At 42.5% G+C, this 26487-nt stretch carries 28 protein-coding genes; 7 read left to right on the top strand and 21 right to left on the bottom strand.

Annotated elements, in window-relative coordinates:
* Positions 1-274 precede the first annotated feature (274 nt).
* Complete coding sequence (locus tag J8M00_RS24775) at positions 275-748, top strand: RNA recognition motif domain-containing protein (RefSeq protein WP_211013070.1); 474 nt, start codon at positions 275-277, stop codon at positions 746-748.
* Here the strand turns inward: J8M00_RS24775 and murI are convergent.
* Together murI and J8M00_RS24765 are read right to left on the bottom strand one after the other, a co-directional pair.
* Positions 732-1553, bottom strand: coding sequence for a glutamate racemase (gene murI, locus J8M00_RS24770; protein ID WP_211013069.1), 822 nt, complete (start codon positions 1551-1553; stop codon positions 732-734). The two genes, J8M00_RS24775 and murI, sit on opposite strands and share 17 nt — an antisense overlap.
* Before the next feature lie 76 nt (positions 1554-1629).
* Positions 1630-2733: a DUF5610 domain-containing protein gene (locus tag J8M00_RS24765; protein ID WP_211013068.1), complete on the bottom strand. Its 1104-nt coding sequence runs from the start codon at positions 2731-2733 to the stop codon at positions 1630-1632.
* 161 nt (positions 2734-2894) lie between these two features.
* On the opposite strand from J8M00_RS24765, the gene trmA reads away from it, so the two are divergent.
* The gene (gene trmA / locus J8M00_RS24760; protein ID WP_211013067.1) at positions 2895-3992 is read left to right on the top strand and encodes a tRNA (uridine(54)-C5)-methyltransferase TrmA; all 1098 of its coding nucleotides are present in this window, start codon (positions 2895-2897) and stop codon (positions 3990-3992) included.
* 63 nt (positions 3993-4055) lie between these two features.
* On the opposite strand, the gene J8M00_RS24755 is transcribed toward trmA, so the two are convergent.
* From J8M00_RS24755 to ccoG, 4 genes are all read right to left on the bottom strand, one after another.
* The gene (locus tag J8M00_RS24755; RefSeq protein ID WP_023400641.1) at positions 4056-4688 is read right to left on the bottom strand and encodes a thiol:disulfide interchange protein DsbA/DsbL; all 633 of its coding nucleotides are present in this window, start codon (positions 4686-4688) and stop codon (positions 4056-4058) included.
* Between the two features lie 15 nt (positions 4689-4703).
* The gene (locus J8M00_RS24750; protein ID WP_211013066.1) at positions 4704-5327 is read right to left on the bottom strand and encodes a thiol:disulfide interchange protein DsbA/DsbL; all 624 of its coding nucleotides are present in this window, start codon (positions 5325-5327) and stop codon (positions 4704-4706) included.
* A 19-nt stretch (positions 5328-5346) separates the two neighbouring features.
* Positions 5347-6321 carry a serine/threonine protein kinase gene (locus J8M00_RS24745; RefSeq protein ID WP_211013065.1) on the bottom strand — a complete coding sequence of 325 codons (975 nt, stop codon included), beginning with the start codon at positions 6319-6321 and terminating at the stop codon, positions 5347-5349.
* 151 nt (positions 6322-6472) lie between these two features.
* Positions 6473-7894, bottom strand: coding sequence for a cytochrome c oxidase accessory protein CcoG (gene ccoG / locus J8M00_RS24740; protein WP_211013064.1), 1422 nt, complete (start codon positions 7892-7894; stop codon positions 6473-6475).
* A 216-nt stretch (positions 7895-8110) separates the two neighbouring features.
* On the opposite strand from ccoG, the gene J8M00_RS24735 reads away from it, so the two are divergent.
* Both J8M00_RS24735 and J8M00_RS24730 read left to right on the top strand, forming a co-directional pair.
* A complete protein-coding gene (locus J8M00_RS24735; RefSeq protein ID WP_211013063.1) occupies positions 8111-8467 on the top strand; it encodes a hypothetical protein in 357 nt (118 codons plus the stop codon).
* The gene (locus J8M00_RS24730; RefSeq protein WP_247687552.1) at positions 8467-8673 is read left to right on the top strand and encodes a hypothetical protein; all 207 of its coding nucleotides are present in this window, start codon (positions 8467-8469) and stop codon (positions 8671-8673) included. The genes J8M00_RS24735 and J8M00_RS24730 overlap by 1 nt, the downstream gene beginning before the upstream one ends.
* Before the next feature lie 31 nt (positions 8674-8704).
* Here J8M00_RS24730 and J8M00_RS24725 read toward each other — a convergent pair whose 3' ends face one another.
* The 13 genes from J8M00_RS24725 to gspC form a co-directional block, all read right to left on the bottom strand.
* Positions 8705-9280 carry a UPF0149 family protein gene (locus tag J8M00_RS24725; protein WP_211013062.1) on the bottom strand — a complete coding sequence of 192 codons (576 nt, stop codon included), beginning with the start codon at positions 9278-9280 and terminating at the stop codon, positions 8705-8707.
* A gap of 3 nt (positions 9281-9283) precedes the next feature.
* The gene (locus J8M00_RS24720; protein WP_211013061.1) at positions 9284-10042 is read right to left on the bottom strand and encodes a type II secretion system protein N; all 759 of its coding nucleotides are present in this window, start codon (positions 10040-10042) and stop codon (positions 9284-9286) included.
* Between the two features lie 2 nt (positions 10043-10044).
* Complete coding sequence (gspM, locus tag J8M00_RS24715) at positions 10045-10521, bottom strand: type II secretion system protein GspM (protein WP_211013060.1); 477 nt, start codon at positions 10519-10521, stop codon at positions 10045-10047.
* Positions 10518-11726 carry a type II secretion system protein GspL gene (gene gspL, locus J8M00_RS24710; protein ID WP_211013059.1) on the bottom strand — a complete coding sequence of 403 codons (1209 nt, stop codon included), beginning with the start codon at positions 11724-11726 and terminating at the stop codon, positions 10518-10520. The genes gspM and gspL overlap by 4 nt, the downstream gene beginning before the upstream one ends.
* Positions 11723-12703, bottom strand: a complete 981-nt coding sequence (gene gspK / locus J8M00_RS24705) for a type II secretion system minor pseudopilin GspK (protein ID WP_211013058.1) — start codon at positions 12701-12703, stop codon at positions 11723-11725. The genes gspL and gspK overlap by 4 nt, the downstream gene beginning before the upstream one ends.
* Positions 12700-13437 carry a type II secretion system minor pseudopilin GspJ gene (gene gspJ / locus J8M00_RS24700; protein ID WP_211013076.1) on the bottom strand — a complete coding sequence of 246 codons (738 nt, stop codon included), beginning with the start codon at positions 13435-13437 and terminating at the stop codon, positions 12700-12702. The genes gspK and gspJ overlap by 4 nt, the downstream gene beginning before the upstream one ends.
* Complete coding sequence (gene gspI, locus J8M00_RS24695; protein WP_211013057.1) at positions 13437-13823, bottom strand: type II secretion system minor pseudopilin GspI; 387 nt, start codon at positions 13821-13823, stop codon at positions 13437-13439. Before gspI ends, gspJ begins: the two co-directional genes overlap by 1 nt.
* Positions 13816-14418, bottom strand: a complete 603-nt coding sequence (locus tag J8M00_RS24690) for a prepilin-type N-terminal cleavage/methylation domain-containing protein (protein ID WP_247687551.1) — start codon at positions 14416-14418, stop codon at positions 13816-13818. Before J8M00_RS24690 ends, gspI begins: the two co-directional genes overlap by 8 nt.
* Positions 14418-14843, bottom strand: a complete 426-nt coding sequence (gspG, locus tag J8M00_RS24685; protein ID WP_063359140.1) for a type II secretion system major pseudopilin GspG — start codon at positions 14841-14843, stop codon at positions 14418-14420. The genes J8M00_RS24690 and gspG overlap by 1 nt, the downstream gene beginning before the upstream one ends.
* Before the next feature lie 74 nt (positions 14844-14917).
* Positions 14918-16144: a type II secretion system inner membrane protein GspF gene (gspF, locus tag J8M00_RS24680; protein WP_211013056.1), complete on the bottom strand. Its 1227-nt coding sequence runs from the start codon at positions 16142-16144 to the stop codon at positions 14918-14920.
* A complete protein-coding gene (gene gspE, locus J8M00_RS24675) occupies positions 16144-17652 on the bottom strand; it encodes a type II secretion system ATPase GspE (protein WP_211013074.1) in 1509 nt (502 codons plus the stop codon). The genes gspF and gspE overlap by 1 nt, the downstream gene beginning before the upstream one ends.
* Positions 17653-17695: 43 nt before the next feature.
* Complete coding sequence (gspD, locus tag J8M00_RS24670) at positions 17696-19759, bottom strand: type II secretion system secretin GspD (RefSeq protein WP_211013055.1); 2064 nt, start codon at positions 19757-19759, stop codon at positions 17696-17698.
* Between the two features lie 28 nt (positions 19760-19787).
* Positions 19788-20681, bottom strand: coding sequence for a type II secretion system protein GspC (gspC, locus tag J8M00_RS24665; protein ID WP_211013054.1), 894 nt, complete (start codon positions 20679-20681; stop codon positions 19788-19790).
* A 263-nt stretch (positions 20682-20944) separates the two neighbouring features.
* Here gspC and hslR point away from each other — a divergent pair, with 263 nt between their 5' ends.
* The 3 genes from hslR (at position 20945) to J8M00_RS24650 (ending at position 24011) form a co-directional block, all read left to right on the top strand.
* On the top strand, positions 20945-21355 hold the full coding sequence (gene hslR, locus J8M00_RS24660) for a ribosome-associated heat shock protein Hsp15 (protein WP_211013053.1): 411 nt from the start codon (positions 20945-20947) through the stop codon (positions 21353-21355).
* A 10-nt stretch (positions 21356-21365) separates the two neighbouring features.
* Positions 21366-22211, top strand: coding sequence for an Hsp33 family molecular chaperone HslO (hslO, locus tag J8M00_RS24655; protein ID WP_211013052.1), 846 nt, complete (start codon positions 21366-21368; stop codon positions 22209-22211).
* Positions 22212-22472: 261 nt separating this feature from the next.
* Positions 22473-24011 (top strand): phosphoenolpyruvate carboxykinase, encoded by a 1539-nt coding sequence (locus J8M00_RS24650; protein ID WP_211013051.1) that lies wholly within the window; start codon positions 22473-22475, stop codon positions 24009-24011.
* A gap of 343 nt (positions 24012-24354) precedes the next feature.
* Here J8M00_RS24650 and envZ read toward each other — a convergent pair whose 3' ends face one another.
* On the bottom strand, positions 24355-25659 hold the full coding sequence (gene envZ, locus J8M00_RS24645; protein ID WP_211013050.1) for a two-component system sensor histidine kinase EnvZ: 1305 nt from the start codon (positions 25657-25659) through the stop codon (positions 24355-24357).
* A complete protein-coding gene (gene ompR / locus J8M00_RS24640) occupies positions 25659-26378 on the bottom strand; it encodes an osmolarity response regulator transcription factor OmpR (protein WP_023400664.1) in 720 nt (239 codons plus the stop codon). The genes envZ and ompR overlap by 1 nt, the downstream gene beginning before the upstream one ends.
* Positions 26379-26487: the final 109 nt, after the last annotated feature.

Here is a 26487-nt window from a genome sequence, read left to right as displayed (position 1 = left end):
CTTCTTGCTTTTCAGCGTGTTGTTCCGTGTCAGTGGGTGCGCATTATAGGGGGATTTTTAAAACGCGCAAGCGTTTTTTTATTAAACTTTTAAAAAAACATTCAAACGCTCAAAATCCAAACAAAACCACACCTTAAGGCGCCTAAAGCTCAATAAATCGGCATAATTTTACACAACATCTATATTTTATTATTGCGATGTTTAATTAAGTCGTTAAGATAGCAACCTTTCTTTGTTAAATTAATGTGTATTCACTGTTTATTGGTAGATCGTTATGAATTCTTCAGGTCGTAAAACACTCGTTACTATTTTTATACTCGCAATTCTTGGGTATGCGATAGTGACGTTTTTATTCGCAAATAACCAAATCGACTCCGCGATTTTATTTGCACTTGGTATTGTGGTAGGTGGTCTGGTAGCACTAACAATTAATAAAACAACTATTGCGCAGCCGGACAATAGCAACACAATTCCAACTAAAACGCTTTATGTAGGTAACTTACCCTATAGAGCAAATGAACAAGCAGTTAGAGAGCTTTTTGAAGAAAAAGGGCAAGTTTTCTCTGTTCGTTTATTAAAAGATAAAAATACTGGGAAAAGAAGAGGCTTTGGTTTTGTTGAAATGTCTGAAAGCGATGCAAACAAGGCAATTAAAGAACTCAATGAAATGGAATTTCAACAGCGTACTTTAAAAGTCCGTGAAGCAAAGCAAAAGCAAGAAGAATCGGAGCCTAATTCTCTAGCTTAATTAACTGCAGCTTTGAAAACTGTGCGGCGCCATTTGTGTGTGTCGCGTACCAATGCGTCATGTCAATTTGAGGTGGCGCTATCTCTTCTGCTTCAACAGCTGTTTGGCTACTTACGCTACTTACCATCGAGAATCTACTTGTTTGCATTAATAGATACTCTACCCGCTTTGCAATTGCGTAACCTGAATCCACCAATTCAACTTCATTATGCAAAAGCTCTTTCAGTGCCTCTTTAATGATTGGGAAATGAGTACAACCTAAGACGAGTCTATCGAGGCAAGGATTTACTTTTAAGCGTTTCAGTTCCTCTTTCAACCGCTCATAGGGTAATTCTCTATGCCAGTAATAAGACTCAGCAATATTGACCAATTCTGTCGAATGGTAAATATCTACTCTACATTCTTGTGCAAAATTTGAAATCAAATTAGCTGTGTATGCATTTTTAGAAGTCGCGGGCGTTGCAAGGAGGCCAATGTGTTTATTGACGCTACTATGAGCTGCAGGCTTAATGGCAGGCACCACACCAACGATTGGGATTTCAGTGTGCTTTCTGGCAGTCTCTAACGCGTAGGTAGAAGCTGTATTACACGCAATAACAATAATATCAACGTTTAGGTCATTTTGGTGTATCCAAAACAACAGTGATTTTAACCTATTGGTAATTGTTTCTTGTGACTGGAGTCCGTAGGGTAAAAGCGCATTATCCATTACATAGCTGTATCGTGCCTCAGGAAGCCTTTGCTGAAGCTCTGATAAAACACTTGTCCCACCAATTCCTGAATCAAAAACTAATATATGCGGCAAACTTCAATCCCCCAAAAAACGAGGACTGAAGTTTGCCATGCTATACACATAAAATAAACTGCGCCGCGCAAGCTATCTAGCTATTTTGCGTTTCAGCTTTATTATTTAACGCTCCAAAATAGGATTGTGCATAATCTAAAAACTGATTGAGCCTTTGCTGCCCTTCATTCATCCAGGCCATAATATCTGGCAATTGTGCTTGTATTCCCAAAGACTCCGCATCGGCGTTAATTCCTTCGAGCCTCTTATCAAGTGGTGCAAACGCCTGCTCCAACTCTTTCATTGGGTTACTTTGTTGATACTGTGCAATAGCCGCTGATGTTTTACTCTGCCTTAAATCCATCGTGAAATTTGATATTTGTTCACTGTTAAGACTTAACCCTTGAGCAAGTTCAAACGCTTCATCATATTCACCCGCAAAAAACGAATCACTGACATCTCGAATATCTTCCATCATCGCATTAATGGCTTCTTGTTCTTTTTCATTAAGCTCACCATTGACACTTATAGAGAAGCTCACTTCTTGAGATTGACTCTCTCCATAGGCAAAACCGACATTGTTTCCATCCCGCTCGTAGCTGGCTGCACGTGACTGGCTATAAGCATCGCTAAATGAAATAACCACTTCATCGCCTTCTGCGGTAGTAAATGCATACTCAGCTTTATTAGATAAACTCGCAAATTGAGCCGCACTCACTGACAAATGTTGAGGGCTTGGATCAAATAGCTCTTTTTCAAATTCATCCAAGCCTTTAAAGATGCCCTCTTTGGACTTTTCAATTCCCTCTGTGATGTCATCATTCAATAAACCAGATTCGGTTAATTCATCGGTCGCTTCATCAATCCCCATTTGCACCCCTTTGCGGGCTTGCTCAAGCATACCTTTTAATGTGTCATCATCTTTGCCATCAGCTTTTGCTTTGTTAATTGCACCTTGCACAAAGCCAAGGACATTTTTGACAATCTCTTCGAAATCAAAGAGCGGTTTTTCTTGCTCTTCTTTTTTTTCAATGCCAAGCGCTTGCGCCAACTTATCATCGAGCACTTTCGCTGCGACCTGAGACTTATTACCTTGATAAACATCGGAGTTTATTGAGATATTAGGAATGGTCGGTTTAGCTTTCGCAGCATTGTGCTGCATCGCTGGGTTTAACAGCTGATTCAACTGTCCGATCTTCATGATTGCTCTCCGCTATACCCTATCAGTTAATTATCGGCCATATACGCCAAAGCTAAAGCTATTTTGTTCAATAAAAGTGCAATTTTAATGGTAAGCACTGGACAAATGTTCCTCGCCACCTAAAATAGCGCCTCCTTGCAATACATAAAGGTAATCTCAGCATGGCCGTGATCAATATTGATACTTCTTTGTATAGCCAACAGCTATCAGAAAAAAAACAGCGCATCAGCACGCAATTTGCACGCTTTAACGCACCTGAATTAGAGGTTTATGACTCTGAAAAAAGTCACTACAGGCAACGCTGTGAATTTCGAGTATGGCACGATGGTGAAGACTTGTATCACATAATGTTTGATCAACAAAGCAAAGAGAAAATACGCGTTGACCAATTTGATCCTGGTGCTCCATTGGTCAATGAGCTTATGCAAGTGATGATGAATAAATTACGTCACAATGAAATTCTGAGACGTAAGCTATTTCAAATCGACTACCTCTCAACACTCAGTGGTGAGATATTAGTTAGTTTGCTTTACCACAAAAAGTTGGATGATGACTGGCAACAAGCGATGACTGCGCTTAGAGCTGAGCTACAAGAAACATATAAAATTGATTTTATTGGCCGCGCGCGAAAGCAAAAAGTCGTTTTTGGTGATGACTTTGTGACTGAAAGGCTCAATGTAGATGGTAAAGAGTATATTTACCAACAGGTAGAAAATAGCTTTACACAGCCTAACGCCAAAGTGAATGAAAAAATGTTGTCATGGGCAAAATCCATCGCGGTCCCACTATCAAATGATTTGCTGGAGCTCTATTGCGGTAATGGTAACTTTTCTATCGCCTTAGCTGAGCACTTCGACCGCGTTCTTGCAACTGAAATATCAAAATCATCAGTCCATTCTGCACAGTACAATATTGCAGCGAACCAAGTCGGTAACCTCGATATTATTCGCATGTCGAGTGAAGAGTTTACTGACGCAATGCAAGGCAAACGCACCTTTTCTCGACTCAACGGAATAGATTTACAATCTTACAACTGTCAGACAATTTTAGTTGATCCACCTCGTGCAGGTATGGATGAACTAACCTGTCGCTTAGTGAGTAACTACGACAATATTATCTACATTTCTTGCAACCCAGATACACTGGAGCGAGACCTCGAGATATTAACTGAGACGCATACTATCTCGCGAATAGCTATATTTGATCAGTTCCCTTATACGCACCATGTCGAATCAGGTGTATTTTTAACTCGTAAGTAAGTCACTTTGCCCTAGAACAAAAAACCCCGCACATGCGGGGTTTTTTGTCTGCCAAACGTTTTGTTATTTACTCGCCAAGTAGTTAATTAGTTTAGCGATATCATCCGGGCTTGTAATACCAGAACTTCTACCTAATACCAGTTTATATTTACCATTAACGATAAATGTAGGTACACTTGATAAAGCACCTTTATCTTGAAGTTGTTTTTGCTGTCTCGCCATTTTTGATGCTTTAGTACGTACAGAAAAACTCTTGTACATCTTGTCAAACTTCGCGCCATCTACACCTTGAGCAACAAACACATCTTTAATGTCTGCAAGCTCATTAAACTTTCCACGCTTAGTATGAATGTGACTAAAAATTGCCGATACAATTTGTTTTTTCTGAGGTAATACCTCTGCTGTCGCCAATGCTGTAGCAATCATTTTTTGATGTTCAGGATCACGGACACCAACAAAGTCAACGTGGCTTTTTTTGAACTTAACACCAGAGTCTAACTTAGGCTTAAATTGATCTATTAGGCCTTCAAAGTTATTACATGCTGGGCAATAAAATGAAAAATACTCCGTCACTTCTGGCTTTTTAGTGCCACGCTCAGCAATCACTTCATAGTGTTTACCTGCTTCAAAAGTCATTGCGTTGGCCGCCAACGGCAACATAAGTGCCAACAAGGCAGCTTTAATTGATTTCAACATGATATTCTCCGACAATTATTTTTCTAGTAAGTGTTTAACTAATTCGTTGAACTCGGCTTGGCTTCTTAATGAATGCGTTATAACACGATATTTATCGTTAACAATAAAAGTAGGTACGCCTTTCAATGCACCAGCTTCGCTGAATCTCTTTTGCTCATCTTGCATTGCTTTCTCTGCAGAGATAACAGGCATACTTGCCAATGCAGAGTCGAACTTCTCAGCTGATACGCCGTGCGCTTCTAATAATTTCTGAACGTCTTTCATGCTTGCAAAACGGCCATTTTGCTCATGTATGGTCTTAAAGATTTGTTCAACTACCTGAGAATCAACACCAAACTGCTTCGCAATGATGTAGCCATAACTTAAAAATGACTGTGCTTCAGGCGGAATACCCCCCATAAAGTTCACGTGGATTTTTTCGAATGGCACAGTTATGGGCAAGCTCGCTTGTAAAGCGCGCGCTGGTCCCTCAAATTTATAACAATGAGGACAATAAAAAGAAAAGAACTCAATTACTCTGGGCGTTTTGCTCTTTTCTAAAGTCAGTGTTTCATAGTGCACACTTTCTTTGAATTCAGCAGCGAATGCAGCAAGTGGCATACATAGCGCCAATAATGCCACTTTAATAGATTTTAACATGTACTTTCTCTCTTAAATTTTATGGATAAACTGTTAGTGCCGGCTCATCTAGCGCGGCCAATTGTTCTTTTAGTGCCAAGATCTGCTGTTCCCAATATTTGTCTGTCGCAAACCAAGAAAAGTTCCTTGGAAAGGCAGGATCTTGCCAACGTTTTGCCAACCACCCCATATAATGGATCATACGCATTGCTCTTAACGGTTCAATCAGCTGTAACTGAGCCATATCTAAATCACTAAACTCTTCATAACCACCTAGCAAAGTGTCTAGTTGCAATACTTGATTTTGGCGATCGCCATTTAACATCATCCAGAGATCTTGAATAGCGGGTCCCTGACGGCAGTCATCTAAATCTACGATCATCAATTGTTCTTGAGACCACAGAATATTGCCAGCATGGCAGTCTCCATGCAATCTGATCGTATCATTAACTACAAATTTTTCTTCCGTTTTTTTAACAACTTGCTCTAGCACGGTCGAAAAAGCCAATTGCAGCGAATGCGGCAGACATTCACTGTTTAAAATGTCTTGGCTTGCCTGTGTCAAATAACTATCGGTATTTATACTTGGACGATGGGTGAAATCGTATTGTTTTGCGACACTGTGCAAGCGTCCAATGTAACGGCCAAGTACTTCGAGCTGATCCAAACTATCCATTTCAAATTGTCGCCCCCCCACACTAGGAAATAAAGCAAATCGATAGCCTAGATGTTCAAACAAACTTTCATCATCTCGTGTGATAGGGCTAACCACCGGCACTTCTGAATCAGCCAACTCAAATGAAAACGCATGCTCTTCTTTTATTTGCTCATCAGACCAACGGTTTGGCCTATAAAATTTAGCCACATAACGCTTAGCATCGTCGCTGCGAAACTGATAAACACGATTTTCGTAACTGTTCAGAGGGAGTAGCCCCGACTCAGGATAAATACCAATACTCTCTATTGCATCCAAAATTAAATCTGGCGTGAGGTTTTGATAACTAAAGTCACTCATTGCTGCTGTCCATTTATAAAGTAAAAAGTTCTGGTATTGGCAAATAAAGCCTGTGGGTCACAGCGCACTAGGATAAAGCGAAGTATGATAGGAAGCAAAATATATTATGGCCTCAGGGACACACTAAGTGTGAAGCCCTGAAGCCACCGGCTCAACGGCCTTTAAAAAAGTTTGTTGGTTGGGATATTTGTGACTGAGAGAGTCCATCGCTTGACAGCACAAAATGGAACTCTGTGACTGGCTTATTTAAGTCGAAGGGGTCCATGACAACAGATACAGGCACATCTAAAGTAGAGCCAGCTGCAACTGTGACCGCTTGCTTTCCTAGTAATTCGAAATGAGACAATCCACTTACAGAGATCGAAAACGTTTGCGAAGTTTGTGCTTTGTTGATCAATTTAAGTGTATAGGTGTTTTCAACCATGCCGTCAAAGTTAACCCGGTATAGCTGATTTCTATCCCGAATAATATCCAATTCAAAAGTTTTTCGCATCGCGATATTCATTGCAAGCGCACCTGTCAACACCAGTAAAATAAGTACATAACCAATGAGTTTTGTGCGCACTGGCTTAGTCACTTTTTTTGCATGTTCCAAGTTGCGCTCAGTGGTATATGAGATGAGACCTTTGGCGTAATTCATCTTGTCCATTACACCATCACAAGCATCGATACAGGCACCACAGTTAATACACTCATACTGCAGACCATTTCGTATATCTATGCCTGTGGGGCAGACCTGAACACAGAGCTTGCAATCTATACAGTCACCTAGACCAAGCTCTTTCGGATCTTGTTTCCGACCTCTCGGTCCTCGCCCTTCGCCACGCTTGTTGTCATAACTGACCGTAAAGGTGTCTTTATCAAACATCGCCGATTGAAAACGCGAATAAGGGCAAATATGTAAACACATGATCTCCCTCATCCAACCCGCATTACCATATGTACAAACGGCAAATACGACCACACTCAAAGTGGCATAGCCACTTGCAGAAAGCATCATTAAGTCCGGTAATAAGGTTCTGATCGGCGTAAAATAGCCAACAAACGTGACAGCCGTATACAGTGAAAAAGCGCCCCAGAAAAAATGTTTAGCACCTTTCCTAAGAAACTTATCAAAATCCATAGGCCGTTGATCTAACTTTTTACGCTGGTTTGCGGAACCCTCACATTTTTCTTCGAACCAGATGAAAATAAAGGTCCAAACTGTTTGCGGGCAAGTGTAACCACACCAGACTCGACCATAAAAGGTCGTTACTAAAAATAGGGCAAATGCAGCAATCATCAAAATGAATGCCAAAATAGTCAAATCTTGTGGCCATAACGTCAAACCAAAAATATTGAACTTCTGTTCAAATAGGTCAAACAACACTGCTTGCTGTCCATTAAAATTGATCCAAGGAAGAAGCATAAAGGCTAGCATCCCTAAAAAGCCAATTCTCTGACGTAATAGTTGATGCATGCCTTTAACAGCTCGGACATAAATTCGATTTCGAGGGTTAAATCGATCAGGTTGAAGGTTTTCTGGCGTGTGGACCTCAACGGGAATATTTTTAATTTTGATCTTATTGTCCATACAAGCTCCTTAAGCGCCTTGGACAGGTTACTTGCTACAGTGACCTTACTTTTACTAAGGATATTATATGCAACAGCTCGCTTTTCGCGTAGCCATAAATCGCACGACGGTGACAAAAACTACGAATAATTCCTGAGTAATTCGCTTGCTTTTGATTCTTGCATTTTATTACACTGTGACTTTGATTGAGTCGAATAGATCAAATTAGCGAGCTTTATGAAAAAATATCTGTTACTTGTACTGATTGTATTAGCACTATTCACCATTGATCACCCTTTGATCAAAGAGCCCAGAGATAAATTGCTAAAGCAAGGTGTAGATACCCTTGGAGAGACCAGCGAAACACAATATAGTCTTGCAGCGAAGCAAGCTAGGCAGCATATTGCCAGCGAGATTGAATTAACTGAATCCGAAGCAGCATACCTGCTGACAGCACTCGCTACAAACGAAAAAGTAAAAGTCTTTCATGTGCGTTATTGTCAAGAGCATGAACTGAACTTGTACTTTTACGGACCTAAATTAAAAACGATATGTGACGCAGCTGAAAAGGCTATAAATAAAGCGGAATTCTAATGATAGATATAGCACAATTTAATAAGCTAAGAGCTCGCTCTTTTAATGAACAGCGAGCCTTGCTCAAAAAATTATCAAAAGGGCAAACTGTATTGTGCCAAACATGTGGTGACACCATTAGTTTAAATATTGCAGTTAAAGAGGGTGAGAAAGCTGTCGCACAATGTGCCAAAGGGTGCACACATATCGAGCTAGATGTAGCTTAAGCATTCCTGCTTAAGCTACTAACACTTCATTTTACTCGTCGTATAAGCCGCTATTCACAGCAACTTGCTCTATTAGCTCAGCGTAAGCGGGGGCTATTTCAGCAGCGAGTTGGTATTGTTGCTCCACAAATACATTGATGTCGGCTTCTATCGATTGACAGTAAGCTTCTACTTGCTCATGTCCTAGACTAAAAAAGCCTAACAACTCAGTACTGGTCACCAACGCCTGTTGCAACTCCTCTGAGAGCTGCTCACAGTGACTCAATTTATTCAAATACCCTTGGCAGCCATGCAAAAAGCCAACGCTCCATTGTTGTTTATCCTGCCACGACGATGATAAGTTGAATGGCAGTGAAAAGCCCTGTGTAAAGACCTGTTCACTAATTTGATGGTGCAGAGCCAATAATGCAAACACCACGTCTTCGGAAATATGCTCATCCGCTGCGGTTACTTCACTTAACCACAATTCTGGTTCAACACCATCAGGGCTACAAATAATAGCAAACAAAAAACCTTCAAGCGCACGTAAGTTAAGCGCCTCTGGGCGCTGCTCCAAATATTGAGAGAGCAACGCTTCATGTGCAGGCTGGTAATTAAAATCCATCATCAATTACATACTCACCGGATATCGACCTTCAGCATCCGGACGACCTAAATACTTAACCGCCTCATGAATTTCTTTAGGTAGTGAAGCGTCAGGTTTTACGTTTCCTGCAACTTTAAATTGCATATTCTCTGCAAGTGTCGCATCTGCGCGAAGCCCAAGTAGGTTTTCAGGCTCTACAACAATAGCGATGTCGCCTGATTTACAGCTTAATAAACCGCTTAAATCTCCAATGCTAAACCAACCTGACATACCTTTGACTTGAATTTCAGGACTGCTGATATCGCCTTTAAGGTTTTCGCAATAAGGCTGACCACTGTTAAACTCTTCAAGCTCTAATATGATGCGACCTTTAGCATCAACAGGAAGGGGTAGATTAACTTGATGCATTGCGTGCTCTACGCTAAACCTTAAGGTTGTTTGACTCAACTCAATATCATTGCCAAACAATGATACTCCAAATGTACTGCGACCAGATATTTCGGATGCTTGGCGCGGGTTGCCAAAGTTCAACTTCCCCTGAAGCTGACCCGTCAATATACCCCAGCCATTAAGCTGCCACTTCACATCGTTAAACTGTAAATTCTGATATCTAACACCACTAATTTGGCCTTGCCATAGCGTGCCTGTCACCGCCCCTAAACGCACATTATTTGGGATATGTGATTGCACTAATTGTAAAGCAACAGGTGCCGGAATGCTTACGACCGTAAAAACAATAAACGCCAATAAGAAAGCCAATACTACACTAACTGCATTTTTCATATTTAATTCTCTAACACCAATCGACTAACACGCACATAGCCTTGTTGTGGCTCCTCACCTAAATCAAGATTGGCAACTTTTACACCGTGTTGGTTCGTAAGTACATCCAGCCAGCTGACCAATTTGTTAAACTCGACGTTGTCGATATTAATTCTTAGCGTATTGTCTCTAGGCTGCATTTTACTTATCTGAATGCCATGTCTGCCTCGAGTGCGGTTCACTAACTGAGTTAAATTCTGATTACTTGATGTGGCACGGTTCGCGCCACTGGCTTTTAATTGTGCAACACTTTTTGAAACCCATGCATGAAAGTTTTGCTGCTTTTGTAGATCGGCTTGCGCTTTTTCGACTCCAGTATTTAGAGGCTTTATCACTCCCATCACCAGCACAAAAATAACAAACACCACACCCGCTACAATGAGTAACTTTTGCTCCTGCTCTTTAAGCGATTGCCAATAATTAATCACTTGCTGCTTCATGCTGCACCTCTAATTCTTATTTCACCAATGACATAATCGCCGTCATTGTTCAGAGCACCTTGTTGTACTTCAATGCCTCTCTGCTCGAGAATAGACTTCACTTGGCTGAATATCTGAAATCCTTTCGCTTTTGCTCGGATCCTAAGTTCATTGCGCTTCCGATCGTAACGAAATGTCTCTGGGCTAAAATCATCCACTTGCGAATAAATCGATACAAAATGGTTGGTCAACTCTAAAAAGCCGCCTTGTTCGCCGCCACTGAGCGCATCAAGCTCACCTTGAATTTGTTTTCGTAACAGATGAGGCCTAACCACTTTATTTGGAAATGCTTGTTTGTACACGCTCATAGCTTGGGTTTTATACATGTCAGCTTCGCTTTGCAGCATAAACAATTGTGCAGATTTAACTGACACAAATGCCAACAAAGCAACACTTGCCGCAATCACACCAGACTTCCAATCACGCCACCATTGAGGCTGTTTTTTCTTCGCGGCAAATGGGCCCTGACGTAAGTTTATTGGTAGCGCGTTTAAGCCCTGTGCACAAATCGCTAAAGGTAAATCATATTCAGCTTCTTTGGCGCTTAAACTCTTGGTCGTCGCTAAACTATCAGCGGGGCTATAGTGTACAACTTCTGACTCGGGTGAGAGCATTAAGTAATCATTCACCCAATCAAGTTCTACCGCACCGATATGCCAATGGGCACCTTTAAACAACCATTGCTGCTGCAATTGAATCGCGCTCAGCGCACCCTCTTCAGGTGTTGGTAACAATAACGCATCTGGGACTATCACCGTTGGTTCAATATCAAAATCACCAAATACAGACATCCAGCTTTGCAGCCACCCTAAATCACACAAAGCGATGTTGATATAGTGCTGCTCTTCAATTGTAGCCGGCTCACCGAGTGCGATGAACACCTCATCGATATCACTGGCGACCTGTTCTTCTAGCATAAAGGGTAGCGCCCTTTCCAACTTGCGATTCCACTTTGTTGGTAAGGCAACTTGTTTAAGTTGCACACTTGATGCTGGTAGCAGCAATGCAACACTGCGACCCGACGCTTTTTCCGTTAACTCTCCAAGTAACCCACTGTGCTCCAACTCACCACTGGCAATGATCTGTGAATCTGAATCAGACCATATTAACCAACTGACAGGTTCCTGTTGTGACTGGCCGACACGGACCAATAATTTTTCTGTCACTGAACGCCTCCAAACTTGCGTGCTAATACAGTTGCTCGACCATCTTTTATTTCGAGTATTGAGGTCATTTTAAACAACCGCTCATCAAATGATGCCTTGGCACGCAACTTAAAATAATTGCTTGTTATTGTGAAAATTTTCTCAGCTTTTTTAGTATCCTGAGCACCTTGATTTTTTGCTTCGGTAAAGAAATCTTGCAAGTTATCAAATCCTTCTTCCGGGCGCGCGGCAATCACAGCCTCAGCCCCTGATAAGCTCAACCCATCAAGTAATGCACTTAATAATAAAGCTTGCTCAGGCAGTACCGTGTTTACATTGATGGCTAAATCTGTACTGCCTGGGATAACACACACATAAGGCAACAACTTTTCCATTACCAATGGGTTGAAGCCTTTAATTACTCTTAATTCGCTTTCTGACGCCATTAAATTATTGGCTGTCATGTAGGGCATCTGGCGAGACATATACTCATCTTCTTCAGCACCTGAACGGTACGTAATACTGTCTTCGTCTAACCAGTCATAGACACTGTCTGCCATTGCCTCTTCACTTTCTTGAGCTGGCAGGTCTTCAATGTTTTTCAAAAGCTCTAAAAGTGCTTTGTGCGCTGGGTTTGTATCATTGCTCTTGGCATTTTGCTCTTTTGGTGCTCTCAGCGCATTTAAGTTTAAACACGCTTGTAAATCAGTTATTTTTCCGCTTAATGTGCCATGATCTACCGGGTAGGGGACTTCGTCAATAGCCCACGGCTGACCTAAATGTACTTTATCTGGATCATCTTTGCGGCTTTCTAAAAGCACTTTTTTTACCAATTCTTCTGTGCCGTAGCTATACCATTTAGCTTGCTGATGAGTTTGAATATTCGCGGCCTTTTGCACTTGCACCATCAAAGAAGACGACATCTCAGCTGCAAGGCTCGCGGCCAGTGCAACAATAAACAATACGATGATCAGTGCAGCGCCTTGCTGTTTTCTCATGGCCTGCCACCTCGCTGGTTATTATTATTGCCGCCAGCATTATTATCTCGATTTTGGTTGTCATCGAGCCCATTGGAGATATTGCTACCGTCGCCCCTAGCCGCTTTTGCTTGTGTAACTTTGCCATCTCCTGGGGTTAGAAATATACGTCGCAAGGGCTCTGAATCTTGTCTTTGAATAGTAACGGCGACTGCTAGTGGTAGCGCTTTTAACTGCCAATTATCCTGCCATTTATGTTTGTCGTCTAAAAACTCAAACTTAAGTTCTTCAACGTTTTCTAATAGCACCTGAGCGCGTGGCTCAGCACCATCTAACTCGTCAATATATACGCGATAAATTCGTTCAAGGTTATCATCTTTTACGCGGTAGCCCACAGCTTGCAGTTCAGAGCGCGGTAATAAACTCACAGGGTTCGTCCAGCCATCGCGTACAAACGCAATCCCATCATATTGGCTTTCCAATGAGTAACGGCCGTGAACAACGTAAGTAGGGCTAAAATCCCCCGCTTCGTTACGTACTTCCCGTTTGGTCATTTGATTGAAGTCTTGGTCCATCAAGCGAAAGGTGGTTTGCAATCCTTCAAGCTCGGCAATCGTTTCATCCGATGCCTCTTTGGCCATGATAGAAGTATCCAAAATCTGGTGAGAAGCTGTCACGATAAATGCCAAGATTACCAGTGCAACCATGACTTCAATGAGGGTGAAACCAGATTGTGTGCGCTTAATTGACAACATCACTTTTTGCCCTTATGCATAAAAGTGGTTAAGTCATAGACAGAGTTTTCTCGCCTCTCATCTTCAAACACTTCTATTGTCAATTTAACAAACTCAGCATCCGCGGTTTTTTCGACTTTTTGGCTCCAATACCACGTATGTCCTGCAAACTCTTCGTCGCCATTGTCTGAATTTTTGCCATTCCATTTGCCACCACTGGCTTTTGCTCGCGCCATTACCATCTGGTTTTCAGCAACCCAAGCCGCATAGGTTTGCTGCTCAATAGTGCTCATATGATTAATGTGGGCACCCGTCGCTTGCAACGCTGCAATACCAGCAACTGCGCAGATCCCCATCGCGACCATTACTTCCAGTAAGGTGAACCCCGCTTGCTTTGACTTAATCATATTCAGGCTCCCGTCGCAGTTTTACCGGTGCCATAAACTCACCTTCAATGTAATAAACAGGTTCAGGCTCCTGCGCCAACTCAAGCGTGACTTGAAACGCGCTCACTTCTCCAGATGATAAAATCAGTACTTGCGGGATTTTTTTCTTTTGAAGTTCCAATAAATTATCATCTTCGCCGGTCCCCATGATCTCCTGCCAATTGGATTGCTCTAGTAAATTATCCTGCGCCCAAGATAAATCCTCTAACACCAATTCAACCTTATACTCTTCACCATATTCGATAGGCTTATAAAGCTCTTCGGCTTCGAAAGTAGTCCACTGCTCACCGTCGAAGACCAAGAACTCTAGTGTCCGCTTGTCCAAATGAAGACCCAACTCAACCTGATTCAAAACGGCAAACTCCGAAGCCATATTGACTATGCCATGCAGTTTTAAGGCTTCTTTCTCCAGCAGGTCTTCGTCACTTTCACCCACAGTGAAAGTCACGAGCTGAATAGAGAAGCCAATTATCAAGATAACCACCAAGATCTCAAGTAGACTAAATCCACGAGACCTTGTCGGCATTTGAGTTGAGTAATTCATAGGTTGAGACATTAGCGGTCTTCTTCATCTCTCCAGTTACCGATATCATCTTCGGTACCCACTTCACCATCCGGGCCCATTGAGAAAATATCGATTTTACCGATTTCACCAGGGCTCACTAGTTGATAAGGGTTATCCCATGGATCTAACGGAAGCTCATTTAAAAAACCACCATCAGGAAAACGCTTTGGTACTGGATCTATGGTCGTTTTCTCAACTAATGCTTCTAAGCCCTGCTCAGTAGTTGGGTAGCGCTTATTTTGTAACTTGTAGATTTTCATCGCACTTTCAATTTGCGTGATATCAAGATTCGCTTTGTCAATTGCAGCTTGTTCTTGGTTACCCATGATATTTGGTGCCACGATTGACATGATCATACCGATGATAACCAGTACGACCATTACTTCTAGTAATGAAAAACCTGACTGTTTCTTCACAATTTATACCTCTATGCTGTTGCATTGGCTACACGATGTGTGTAGTCCAGTGTGTTTATCTTTAAATATGTTGACTACAAACCAATTGCTTTGTTCATTGCCATAATAGGTTGGAGTATTGCCATGACGATAAAGAGTACAATTAATGCCATACTGGCAATCATCGCCGGCTCAAGTAATTTGAGTGAAACACTCACCATACTTTCAAACTCCCTGTCTTGGTTATTGGCAGCACGTTCTAACATTTGCTCCAATTCTCCAGACTTTTCACCACTGGCAATCATATGTAGCATCATTGGCGGAAATAGTTTCGTTTGATGCAGTGCCGCTTTGAGGCTTGCACCTTCACTTACGTGGGTTGCAGCTTCAGCAACCGCTGCTTTTATTTTTTCATTTTCAAGTACCTGCCCGGATATTTTCATCCCTTCAAGCAAAGGCACGGCACTCGATGACAAAATACTTAATGTTCTTGCAAAACGCGCGGTGTTGATACCTCGACTAATCTTGCCAATGCCCGGTAATTGCAACAACTTAGTATCATACCAAAAGCGTGCTTTAGGCCGCTTTAACGTTTGCTGAACAGCAACGATCAATCCACCCAATGCCACAGTAGCCTGCATCCAAAAGTCTTGTACAAAGTGGCTGGCAGCGAGTACCCATTCAGTAGTCCAAGGCAGCACTTGATTAGACTTTTCAAATGTTTTTAGAATTTCAGGTACAACTGTTCCCAGTAGCACAGAAACAATGGCTATAGCAAAAATAACCAAAATTGTTGGATATACCATTGCTTGAGTAATTTGGCTGCGCATATGCTGTCGCTGCTCAGTATAATCAGCTAGGCGATTTAGTACTTCATCAAGGTGACCAGACTTTTCACCCGCAGCAACCATTGACCGGTACAAGTTATCAAATACGTGTGGAAAATCAGACATGCCGTCAGCTAGCGTATAACCCTCTACTACTTTTGAGCGTACAGCCATTAACATGCGCTTTAAACGCGGCTTTTCACACTGCTCGGCAACTGCCATTACAGCGGCTTCAACAGGCAAAGAAGATTGGATCAAGGTGGCAAGTTGTCGCGTAATAAGTGCAATGTCGCTCACCGAAGGCTTGTACCCCCGCGATAGCGTAAAGCCACCTTGAGCTTGCGACTTTTCTTTTTCAGCTGCGGGCTCGACTTCTAAAGGCATCATTGCCTTTTCGCGCAGCATTTGCCTGACCTGCTTGGCTGTATCGGCTTCTAAAATGCCTTTCTTTTCCTTGCCTTTTGCATCCAAGGCACGATATTCAAACGCCGCCATTATCCTTCCTCACGCGTCACTCGCATTACTTCTTCTAGCGTGGTCTGTCCTGCCAGAACTCGTGAACAACCATCTTGACGAATGCTTGGGCTATTTTTACGGATATACTTTTCAACGGCCTGTTCACCTTTACCGTTGTGAATAAGCTCGCGGATATGCTCATCAACAACCAATAGCTCATGAATACCTGTTCGCCCTTTGTAACCATTAAAGTTACACTCTTCACAGCCAACAGCACGATAGATGGTGGTTTGCGAATCTTTCTCTAGGCCAAGCAACTCACACTCTCTCTCATCGGCAAGGTGTGGCTCTTTACAGCTTGGGCAAAGCGTACGTACTAGTCGCTGTGACAATACACCCAGTAATGATGAAGATAATAGGAATGGTTCAACCCCCATATCTTCCATCCGTGTGATCGCGCCTGATGCCGTGTTGGTGTGCAGCGTCGACATCACTAAGTGACCCGTTAATGATGCTTGCACAGCGATTTGACCTGTTTCGAGATCTCGGATCTCACCAACCATAACCACATCAGGATCCTGACGCAGAATCGCTCGTAATCCACGTGCAAACGTCATGTCCACTTTCGGGTTAACTTGCGTTTGTCCGATCCCAGGTATTTCATATTCAATAGGGTCTTCAACGGTCAAAATATTTCTATCTTTTGAATTTATTTGCGTCATGCCCGCATACAAAGTGGTACTTTTACCTGAACCCGTTGGACCTGTTACCAAGATAATACCGTGTGGCTTAGCAATAATTTCAGAGAACAATTCACGATTGCGCTCAGTCATCCCCAAATCTTCTAGGTTCAGTCGTGCGTTATTTTTATCGAGTAGACGTAATACAACACGCTCGCCAAAACTAGATGGCATAGTCGATACACGCACATCTACAGCACGCCCAGCAATTCTTAAGCTGATCCGGCCATCTTGCGGTACGCGTTTTTCAGCGATATCTAGTTTCGCCATAACCTTAATACGAGACACTAACAGCGAGGATAATTTACGGTTTGGCTTGAGTACTTCTTTAAGTACACCGTCAACCCTGAAGCGGATAACCAGATCTGCTTCAAAGGTTTCAATGTGAATATCCGACGCCCCTTCTTTGATTGCTTCACTTAGCATGGCGTTAATCAGCTTAATGATCGGCGCATCATCGTCTGCCGCTAACAGATCTTCTGTTTGTGGCATCTCCTCAGCAAGTGAGAATAAATCGACTTCATTACCGATGTCTTCCATCATTTGCTGAGTTTCAGAGCTGTCTCGCTGGTAAGACGCTTCGAGCAATAGCTCAAACTTTTCTTCGTCGATGACTTCAATGGTAAAACCACCACCGGCTACGCGACGTACTTCCAACAACGCTTCAAGTGAAACGTCACCTTTGTGAAATACCTTCAAGCCTTTGGGGTCGTCACTGAGTAACACACCCTCTCGGCGAGCAAAAGAGAAAGGTAGACGCAGTTGAACTTGTTGCTCTTCTAACGTCGCCTCATCAGTCACCGCCATAGACTCTGTTTCAATAGGAGCCTCAACAACACTCATACTTGCTTCAGTCATCGTTCTTCTCGTTTTGCTGATCTAAGTATTGTTCATATGTTGGTGGCAACACCATCGCATCATTCCACTCAGGCAGAACTGGTGCATCTTCAAGTGGCATCAATTGAATGCCATCATCTTGTTTTTTGATCTGCTCGTTGCGAATAAACTTATATTTAGCATGACTTAACTCGTTCATACTGCGGCTATCACGAACAATAGTTGGGCGAATAAATACCAGTAGGTTACGTTTACGCTTGCTTGTATTGGTCGATTTGAATAAGTGACCTAAGATAGGAATATCACCAAGTAGTGGTACTTTAGACACACTTTCTTGAACATCTTCATCTATTAGGCCGCCAAGAATAACCATGCCGCCATCATCAGCAATAACCGTGGTATTAATCGCACGCTTGTTCACTGAAATATCGACCGACGTTGCGCCACTGACACTTGATACTTCTTGCTCAATCGTTAATTGTACCGCTGTACCATCATTGATTTGCGGTGTGACTTTTAACTTGATACCAACTTCTTGACGGTCAACTGTTTGGAATGGGTTAGAGTTATTATCACCTGCTGCTGAACCAGTAATAATTGGAACTTCTTGACCCACAATCATAGATGCTTCTTCATTATCCATGGTGGTTACAGAAGGCGTTGCAAGAATATTAGAGTTGGTATCTGTCGACACCGCTTGAATAATCGCACCCCAGTCGTTTTTAACCACACCTGCTGCTAGACCGTTTACGCCACCTAACAACTGGCCCAGTGCATTTAAATCACCTTCAACGGTTTCTTCATAATCACGAAGCTCTGCGGTTTGATCAGCCTGTACTGTACGTTTAATTGTCTTGTCACGGGCCTGCTCTGCTGCTACAGCCAATGCGCCAACAGGTACTGTTGTGCCATTATTAAATTGTAGCATACCACCTTGCTCAGTGATCCACTGTAAGCCAAAGTTGATACCATCGCCTTCAAGTACTTCAACGACAATTGCTTCAACCAAAACTTGTGCACGGCGTACATCTAGTTTTTCGATAACGTTTGCCAGAGAACGCATGGTATCCGGCTGTGCGGTAATAACTAGCGAGTTTGAGTCATCATGCGCTTCAATACTGGTTTCATTTCGATTACTGCTACGAGAACGATTAGATTTACCGCCACCTTGCGCTTCTTCTTGTAGTGTTTTACTAACACCTTGCAGCACTTTAACTAGGTCTTCAGCTTTGGCATAGTCAAGATAAAATACTTGTGTGTTACCATGATTCTCTAGCTCATCATCAAGACGCTTGATCAACTCAATGGCTTTAGTACGTGCTTGACTTTCACCACTGACAACGACGCTATTGGTTCGTCCATCAGCAACAATTTTCGGGATTAGAAATTCAGGAACACGACCTTTACCCGTGTCCTTATAGATTTTCTCTACAACTTGAACCACATCATCGGCCGTGGCGTGTTTCAATCTAACAATGTCTACGCGCTGATCACCCGCTTGGTCGACCGATTTGATAATGTTAACCAATCGATTTACCGATGCAGCATGACCGGTCAACATCATTACGTTTGCTGAGTTAAAGTTAGTAACATGACCACCGTCTTTTTGGTCACTAAATTGGCGAATAAGCGGACCAAGTTCCTGTACCGATACGTTTTTCACTTCAACGACACGCGTGATCATCACATCACCGTCGCCTTCACTGCTATCATTTACCAGTGGTACGTTGGACTTTTTAGCATCAGAGCTTCGCACAACCTTCATAATACCGTTTGGCATTTCTACCACTGAATAGCCATATACTTCTAGTACACTTAAGAAGAACTGGTAATACAACTCTTCATCCATCAATTCAAAGCTACGCACATTGATATTACCGCGCACGTTTGGATCTATGATGATGGTTTTATTAAGCGTTTTACCAACAATGAGAATAAACTCATTGATATCAGTCCCTTTAAAGTTGGCCGCATACTCAACCGCAGACACTGACAATGACAATCCAGCCGCAAACAACAGAGCTGCATATTTAGCTAACCCTTTTCTGATTCTTGTGAGGTGTAGCTTTCTACCCATTATTCTTTAACTCCAAAATTAGTGTCTTTTACAGGCTGAATTGCACATCTAAAGTGCGGCCATCGCGTTCGATAGTTATGTTGGCATCCGTACTCTCTCTGAGTTCGTTCATTGCCGACATAGCCTGTTTCATATCCGTGAGTTGATAACCATTTATCGCAATGGCCAGATCGTTATTTTTTAGACCCATCTTCGCGAAAAGCTGAGGATCTTTACCAGGACGCAAACGATAACCAACAAGTTGACCATTGCGACGTTCTGGCGAAATTCTTATGTAATCAAATAGCTTACCAGGCTCATTTAACAGCTCTTGGCGACGCTGAGCAAGCTCAGAACGCGTTTCATCACTGATACGGCTCTTTGGTTCTGCCTTGCGTTTAGTCGTTGTTGGCATCGCCACTTTTTGCGTGAACTCCAGCCCGTCCAACATCAAGGTTTCAAATCGGCCGCTGACGTCTAAAATGACGCGATCAGGTAACACCTGAGCGAGCTTAGCTCGAGTGCCTTTCACCACATCTTGCACTAAATAAGTTTCCTGACGACCTTGGGATTCAATAATTGCAAGTCCTGCACTGTCATTTTTACTAATCGCAACAATCCCCGTTAACTTCACATTTAAGCGAGTTTCAGGTGCATTTGAGATAACGGGTTTAGGCTTTTCAGCTTCTTTCGGCTTCTCATTGGCTTTGCCAAAAATGTTTTGTGCAAGAATGGTTGCACTACTGACAGTTTGTGCACTGCTTTGGGCTTGATGAGGCGCAATATCTAACGGCGCACTGTCAGGTTTGGGGAAAAGTAACCAGAATAGTTGAGAGAGTAAAAATGCAATATATACAACAGCTAAGAACACCACTGCACGACTAAGCTTAGCGTGGGGCAAGCCTTGTAATATTTTCTGTAACTGTTGTATTTGTAATTCCATATAAAATTCTTTAATGAGACTGTTCTTATTCTATTAAGCGCCTCAGTGTACCGTTTAGATTTCGATTCAACAAGCGCCCAAATGTGAAACTTTAAATTAAATCGGTACAAGATATGACATGAGTAACATGAACACAGTATTAACCATTTGTTCAACTCCTCTTCATATGCCATTCCTTGACCTATCGGGCGGTATGCTTTTTTTGACGGTTAAAATATGATAAATTTCACCATCGAGCAAGACGCCAACGTAGTTAAAGAATTGTGACAAAAGTCAATCCAGAAAACAACCAAGATGATTCAAAAGTCAGATTGGACAAATGGCTTTGGGCTGCGCGCTTTTATAAAACGCGCACAATAGCCCGTGAAATGATCCAAGGTGGCAAAGTCAGATATAATGGACAAAGATGCAAACCAAGCCGTCATGTAGATGTCGGTGCCACCATAGAACTCGCTCAGGGTCACGATGAAAAACACATCACCGTTTTAAAGTTAATGGACAAACGCCAAGCCGCTCCAATTGCCCAAACTCTATACGAAGAGTCGGCTGAAAGCATTGAAAAGCGGGCTCAAAATGCCATAGCTAGAAAAAACAATAGTTTCTTCGCACCGCGCCCGGAGCACAAGCCAGATAAAAAGCAGCGCCGTGAGCTGCTTAAGTTAAAATCAAATTAGGGTCTCATAGATGAAACAAGATTTACTTCATCGCTATATTTTTGATGATCTCGACGTACGAGGTGAATTAGTCCAAGTCGAGCATACACTGAAGGATATTGTTGCTGGTCACAACTACCCAGTAGAAGTGCAAACTTTGTTAGGTGAGCTATTAGTCGCCTCAAGTTTACTGACTGCAACACTTAAGTTTGAAGGGGATATTGCAGTGCAACTTCAAGGGGACGGCCCTGTGAAGTATGCTGTTATCAATGGTAACCACCAACAAAATATGCGTGGAATCGCACGCGTTGAAGGTGAAATCACCGGTTCGGGTATTAGTGACCTAATCGGCAAGGGTCACATGATCATTACGATATCCCCCGAAAAAGGCGAAAGATACCAAGGCGTGGTTCCTCTTACTTCAGATTCCTTAGCAAAATGTCTTGAAGATTATTTTGTCCAATCTGAGCAATTAAAGACGCGACTGTGGTTTGCGACACAAATTAGCCAAGACTCAGTAAAAGCAGCAGGTCTCTTTTTGCAAGTTTTGCCAGTCAACAAAGAAAAGTCTCAAAGTGATTTCGAGCACCTCGAGGCGTTAAGTGACACAATTAAAGAAGATGAATTATTAACGTTAGACGCACAAACTGTGTTGACACGCTTATATCATGAAGACAACCCTCAATTATTCGAGCCACAAGAAGTCAATTTTGTCTGTGGCTGTAGCCGAGAAAAGACCATTAGTGCACTAGTTAATGTTGGGCAACAAGCACTTTTGGAAGATGTGGAGCAACATGGTGAAGTAAAACTTAGCTGTCACTATTGCTTAACTGATTACCGCTTTAGCGAACAGGACATCAAATCTATTTTTAATTAAATAAGGTACATCCTACGCATTCGAATTAAAGCCGCCATTTTGGCGGCTTTTTGTTTGCAAAAAAATGATACCGGTGTCATCAAGATGGCAAATTTTATGACACCGGTATCATTGAAATTATTCAGTTTTTTTGTCAAAAAATTGCAATTTCTGCCCCCTTTAGGGCTCGAATATCTCAAATGCTTCTGTTAGTATGAATTCAAGCTTTAGGTACTTAATAACCAGAGCTATCCCGTTCAATTCTCACATTTAGGTATAAACATGACTTCAAGCGCTACTCGTTTTGTCGATTTAACTGCAGCTGAACTTGTCGAACACGCTATCTCGCGTGGTGAAGGGACTTTAGCAGCGAATGGAGCTTTTGTAGCAAAAACAGGCCGCCGTACAGGTCGCTCTCCTAACGATCGCTTTATCGTTCAAGAGCCAAGCACTCAAAATGACATCCAATGGGGTAACGTAAACCGTCCATTCGATGCCGAAAAATTTGATGCTCTTTGGGCTCGTGTAGAAGCACACGTACACAGCAACGACCACTTTGTCTCTCACTTAGAAGTTGGTTCAGATCCTGAGCACTATTTACCAGTAGTCGTTACGACTGAAACTGCTTGGCATCATATTTTTGCTAAAAACATGTTTATCGAACCTAGCAAATACAATGCAGCTGATTTACCCCAATGGCAGGTAATGAATGTTCCTTCATTTGTATGTGACCCTGAGCGTGATGGCACAAACAGTGACGGTACAGTTATTATCAACTTTGCAGAGCGCAAAGTGCTAATCGCAGGTATGCATTACGCCGGTGAAATGAAAAAGTCGATGTTCTCTGTTCAGAACTTCTTGTTACCAGCAAAAGGTGTTTTACCTATGCACTGTAGTGCAAACGTTGGTGAGCAAGGCGACACGACATTGTTCTTTGGTTTATCAGGTACTGGTAAAACTACACTTTCTGCAGACCCTAAACGTTTCCTTATCGGTGATGATGAGCATGGCTGGGCACCTGGCAGCGTTTTCAATATTGAAGGCGGTTGTTATGCAAAATGTATCGACCTATCTAAAAAGAATGAACCTGTAATCTGGAACGCCATTAAGTTTGGTACAATTTTGGAAAACGTTGTACTTGATGAAAATCGTGTACCTGATTTTGCCGATACAAGCCTTACACAGAACACACGTGCAGCTTACCCATTAGAGCACGTTGAGAAGCGTAAAGTTGAAAACCGTGCAGGCGAGCCTCGCGCAGTTGTTTTCCTAACTTGTGACGTAAGTGGTGTACTGCCTCCAGTATCTATCCTGTCAGAAGAAGCAGCAGCTTACCATTTCCTAAGTGGTTACACTGCAAAAGTTGGTTCAACAGAAATTGGTTCAACATCTGATATCGAATCTACATTCTCTACGTGTTTTGGTGCGCCATTCTTCCCACGTCCAGCAGGTGTTTATGCCGAGCTTCTGATGAAGCGTGTTCGTGAGTTTGGAGCAAAAGTATACCTTGTAAATACTGGCTGGACTGGTGGTCCTTACGGTGTAGGTAAGCGTTTTGATATCCCTACGACACGTGCAGTTATCGACGCAATCGTTAATGACACGCTAGAAGGTGTTGAAACACAACACATCGAAGCACTTAACTTAGATATTCCTGTTGCTGTTGAAGGTGTAGATGAAAAACTACTTAACCCTGTCAATACATGGGAAGATAAAGACAAGTATGCAGAGTACGCGGCTAAACTAGCGGCAGACTTTAAAGCTAACTTCGAGAAATACGACGTATCTGACGCAATCAAGTCAGCTGGTCCTCGCGGTTAAGCATTACCTTTTCCTTTATCAAAGGCGCCCCTCGTTGGGCGTTTTTTTATGTCCGCAGCTTGGTAATTGGCTAAGGCATTGCACCATTAAGAAGCAAATTAAGTAATGAAACTGTCGCGTTCATCTCTCCTCTCTCAGTAATTAAATGCTTTGACGTTGAGCACTCCACGCTACTGCAAACCATTGGGGGCAGTTAAAATTGACATTCGGTATTGCTATCAGTGAAGAACTGCTCTACAAAGCGCTTAGTTTTACACTCAGCATGACTGTGTTGTTTGATATACGTGTGATTCAAGGGGGGTAAGCTTGGCAAAATACCAAGCTATATGATAGAAAAATTAAATTACTTTTTAGCGAGTGGTAGGGCAACTTCTGCAGACAACCCTCCTTCGGCCCGGTTTCTCAAAGAAACTTTGCCGCCATGTGTTGCAACAATTCGTTTGATAATTGCCAAACCTAATCCGCTACCATCTGAGCCTCTAGCTTGATCGCCCTGCTTAAACGGTTCAAATACGGATTCTAGCTCAGACTCAGGGATCCCCGGTCCCCTATCTTTCACTTGGATAACCATCACTTTATTTTTGGGGTCTAACTCAGTGTGGACGTCAATTTCACCTTCTGAATACTTGATGGCGTTTTCAATCATATTCGTTAATACACGCTTTAAAGCGACGTGATTAGCCACAACCCAAGGAGTACCCTCTGCTAAGCACAGGTTGATCACCCGCTTATGTTGCTGCTCCGCATGGACCACCTCTTCCACCAAAGTATTGACGTTTTCTAAGTGCATTTCACCACTACTATGGTGTCGAAGATATTCAATAAACTGATCAATAATCGCGTTCATATCTTCAATATCGTCAATAATGCCCTCTTTGAGATATTCATCCTCATCAGACATCATTTCCGTTGCTAATCTGATCCGAGTTAAAGGTGTGCGCAAATCATGAGAGACACCCGCCATTAGAAGCCGTCTATCACTTTCTAATTCAGCTATCCCCTTTGACATTTGGTTAAACGCCTTTGTGACCTCAATAACCTCTGTAGATCCCTGCTCAACAAGCCGGGTCGAAAAATCACCAACCCCAACTCTACTTGCTGCGGTTTGCAGAGCTCGCAGGGGTCTATTTAAATGCCGAGCAAAAAGCCACCCACCTAAAACACTTAAAAAACCAATGCTAGATAAGTAGAACACCAAAAACTCTAGCTTGGTCTCAGAAAACCCTGTCAACGGGACTCGAACCCAATACCCAGGAGCCTGAGGAGCTTCAACCCAATAAACGATAGGATCTCCTTGACTGATCCGCACGCGTGCTGAACCATTTAGTTGTTCTGACATGCTACGAGAGAGCAAACTGTACTCACGCGCTTGCCCCAAACCATTTCGATAAGCCTCTTTTTGCGTCATGACATCGATCCCCGTTATCTCAAAAAATTTATTCGATAACGCAGTGTCGACTTCAACTCCCTCTTCCCAGTCAATAAACACCGTTTTGACCTGCTTGGCAAGCATCAAATTTACTTGCTCAAAAGTCGGTTTAAACACATACAGTGTCACCGTAATATAAGAGACAATCTGATTGATTAATAGCAATGCCGCAACAAAAAAAACAGTCTGACCAAAAGCACTACGAGGAAAAATGCTCATTACTTTTCGCCATCAGGCACAAACACATATCCAAGTCCCCAAACCGTTTGTATATACCTTGGGTTTGATGCATCTTCTTCTATCATTCTGCGCAGTCGGGAGACTTGTACATCGATACTCCGCTCCAATGCACTATAGTCACGACCACGTGCTAAATTCATTAGTTTGTCTCGGCTCAGAGGTTCCCTAGGGTGACTGACCAATGCTTTTAATACAGCAAACTCACCACTGGTAAGCGCAATCGTTTCGTCCCCTTTTTGCATTTCACGGGTGGCCAAGTTCAATTTAAATATGCCAAATTCAACTTCGTTTTCTTCCGCGGCAGGCGCACCGGGTACTTCTTTCGTTTTTCTTCGTAAAACTGCCTTGATGCGGGCCAATAATTCTCTCGGGTTGAAAGGTTTTGGTAGATAGTCATCAGCCCCCAACTCTAAGCCGATAATACGGTCTACTTCATCCCCTTTGGCAGTCAACATGACTATAGGAATTTCATTCTCTTTTTGTCTGAGGCGGCGACAAATAGAAAGTCCGTCTTCTCCTGGCAACATGAGGTCTAAAACCATTAAGTGAAAATTTTCTCTTTCCAGTAACCTGTCCATCTGCTCGGCATTTGCAGCGCTTCGGACAATAAAACCTTGCTCAACAAGATAACGCTCTAGTAAGCTGCGTAATCTCATATCATCGTCCACGACTAGTACTTTTGTTGTTTCATTTCCCATCGAATTCTTCTTGTTATCACTGAACTATTGGTTAAATATAATTGAAATTTAGCTCCTTAGACACCATAACATACTGATAAGATTGTTACTGAACGTTACAGTTATCTAA

It is taken from the genome of Pseudoalteromonas luteoviolacea (genome assembly GCF_018100925.1).
In the GTDB taxonomy this organism is placed as follows: Bacteria; Pseudomonadota; Gammaproteobacteria; order Enterobacterales; family Alteromonadaceae; genus Pseudoalteromonas; species Pseudoalteromonas obscura.
The sequence above is the reverse complement of the archived record's forward strand: the minus strand, read 5'-3'. Positions and strand labels throughout refer to the sequence as shown.

Excerpts from the sequence above, each read along its gene's own strand:
- J8M00_RS24775 (WP_211013070.1), top strand. The coding sequence starts at position 275 with ATGAATTCTTCAGGTCGTAAAACACTCGTTACTATTTTTATACTCGCA.
- J8M00_RS24765 (WP_211013068.1), bottom strand. The coding sequence starts at position 2,733 with ATGAAGATCGGACAGTTGAATCAGCTGTTAAACCCAGCGATGCAGCAC.
- trmA (WP_211013067.1), top strand. The coding sequence starts at position 2,895 with ATGGCCGTGATCAATATTGATACTTCTTTGTATAGCCAACAGCTATCA.
- J8M00_RS24755 (WP_023400641.1), bottom strand. The coding sequence starts at position 4,688 with ATGTTGAAATCAATTAAAGCTGCCTTGTTGGCACTTATGTTGCCGTTG.
- J8M00_RS24750 (WP_211013066.1), bottom strand. The coding sequence starts at position 5,327 with ATGTTAAAATCTATTAAAGTGGCATTATTGGCGCTATGTATGCCACTT.
- J8M00_RS24745 (WP_211013065.1), bottom strand. The coding sequence starts at position 6,321 with ATGAGTGACTTTAGTTATCAAAACCTCACGCCAGATTTAATTTTGGAT.
- ccoG (WP_211013064.1), bottom strand. The coding sequence starts at position 7,894 with ATGGACAATAAGATCAAAATTAAAAATATTCCCGTTGAGGTCCACACG.
- J8M00_RS24735 (WP_211013063.1), top strand. The coding sequence starts at position 8,111 with ATGAAAAAATATCTGTTACTTGTACTGATTGTATTAGCACTATTCACC.
- J8M00_RS24730 (WP_247687552.1), top strand. The coding sequence starts at position 8,467 with ATGATAGATATAGCACAATTTAATAAGCTAAGAGCTCGCTCTTTTAAT.
- J8M00_RS24725 (WP_211013062.1), bottom strand. The coding sequence starts at position 9,280 with ATGATGGATTTTAATTACCAGCCTGCACATGAAGCGTTGCTCTCTCAA.
- J8M00_RS24720 (WP_211013061.1), bottom strand. The coding sequence starts at position 10,042 with ATGAAAAATGCAGTTAGTGTAGTATTGGCTTTCTTATTGGCGTTTATT.
- gspM (WP_211013060.1), bottom strand. The coding sequence starts at position 10,521 with ATGAAGCAGCAAGTGATTAATTATTGGCAATCGCTTAAAGAGCAGGAG.
- gspK (WP_211013058.1), bottom strand. The coding sequence starts at position 12,703 with ATGAGAAAACAGCAAGGCGCTGCACTGATCATCGTATTGTTTATTGTT.
- gspJ (WP_211013076.1), bottom strand. The coding sequence starts at position 13,437 with ATGTTGTCAATTAAGCGCACACAATCTGGTTTCACCCTCATTGAAGTC.
- gspI (WP_211013057.1), bottom strand. The coding sequence starts at position 13,823 with ATGATTAAGTCAAAGCAAGCGGGGTTCACCTTACTGGAAGTAATGGTC.
- J8M00_RS24690 (WP_247687551.1), bottom strand. The coding sequence starts at position 14,418 with ATGTCTCAACCTATGAATTACTCAACTCAAATGCCGACAAGGTCTCGT.
- gspF (WP_211013056.1), bottom strand. The coding sequence starts at position 16,144 with ATGGCGGCGTTTGAATATCGTGCCTTGGATGCAAAAGGCAAGGAAAAG.
- gspE (WP_211013074.1), bottom strand. The coding sequence starts at position 17,652 with ATGGCGGTGACTGATGAGGCGACGTTAGAAGAGCAACAAGTTCAACTG.
- gspD (WP_211013055.1), bottom strand. The coding sequence starts at position 19,759 with ATGGGTAGAAAGCTACACCTCACAAGAATCAGAAAAGGGTTAGCTAAA.
- gspC (WP_211013054.1), bottom strand. The coding sequence starts at position 20,681 with ATGGAATTACAAATACAACAGTTACAGAAAATATTACAAGGCTTGCCC.
- hslO (WP_211013052.1), top strand. The coding sequence starts at position 21,366 with ATGAAACAAGATTTACTTCATCGCTATATTTTTGATGATCTCGACGTA.
- J8M00_RS24650 (WP_211013051.1), top strand. The coding sequence starts at position 22,473 with ATGACTTCAAGCGCTACTCGTTTTGTCGATTTAACTGCAGCTGAACTT.
- envZ (WP_211013050.1), bottom strand. The coding sequence starts at position 25,659 with ATGAGCATTTTTCCTCGTAGTGCTTTTGGTCAGACTGTTTTTTTTGTT.
- ompR (WP_023400664.1), bottom strand. The coding sequence starts at position 26,378 with ATGGGAAATGAAACAACAAAAGTACTAGTCGTGGACGATGATATGAGA.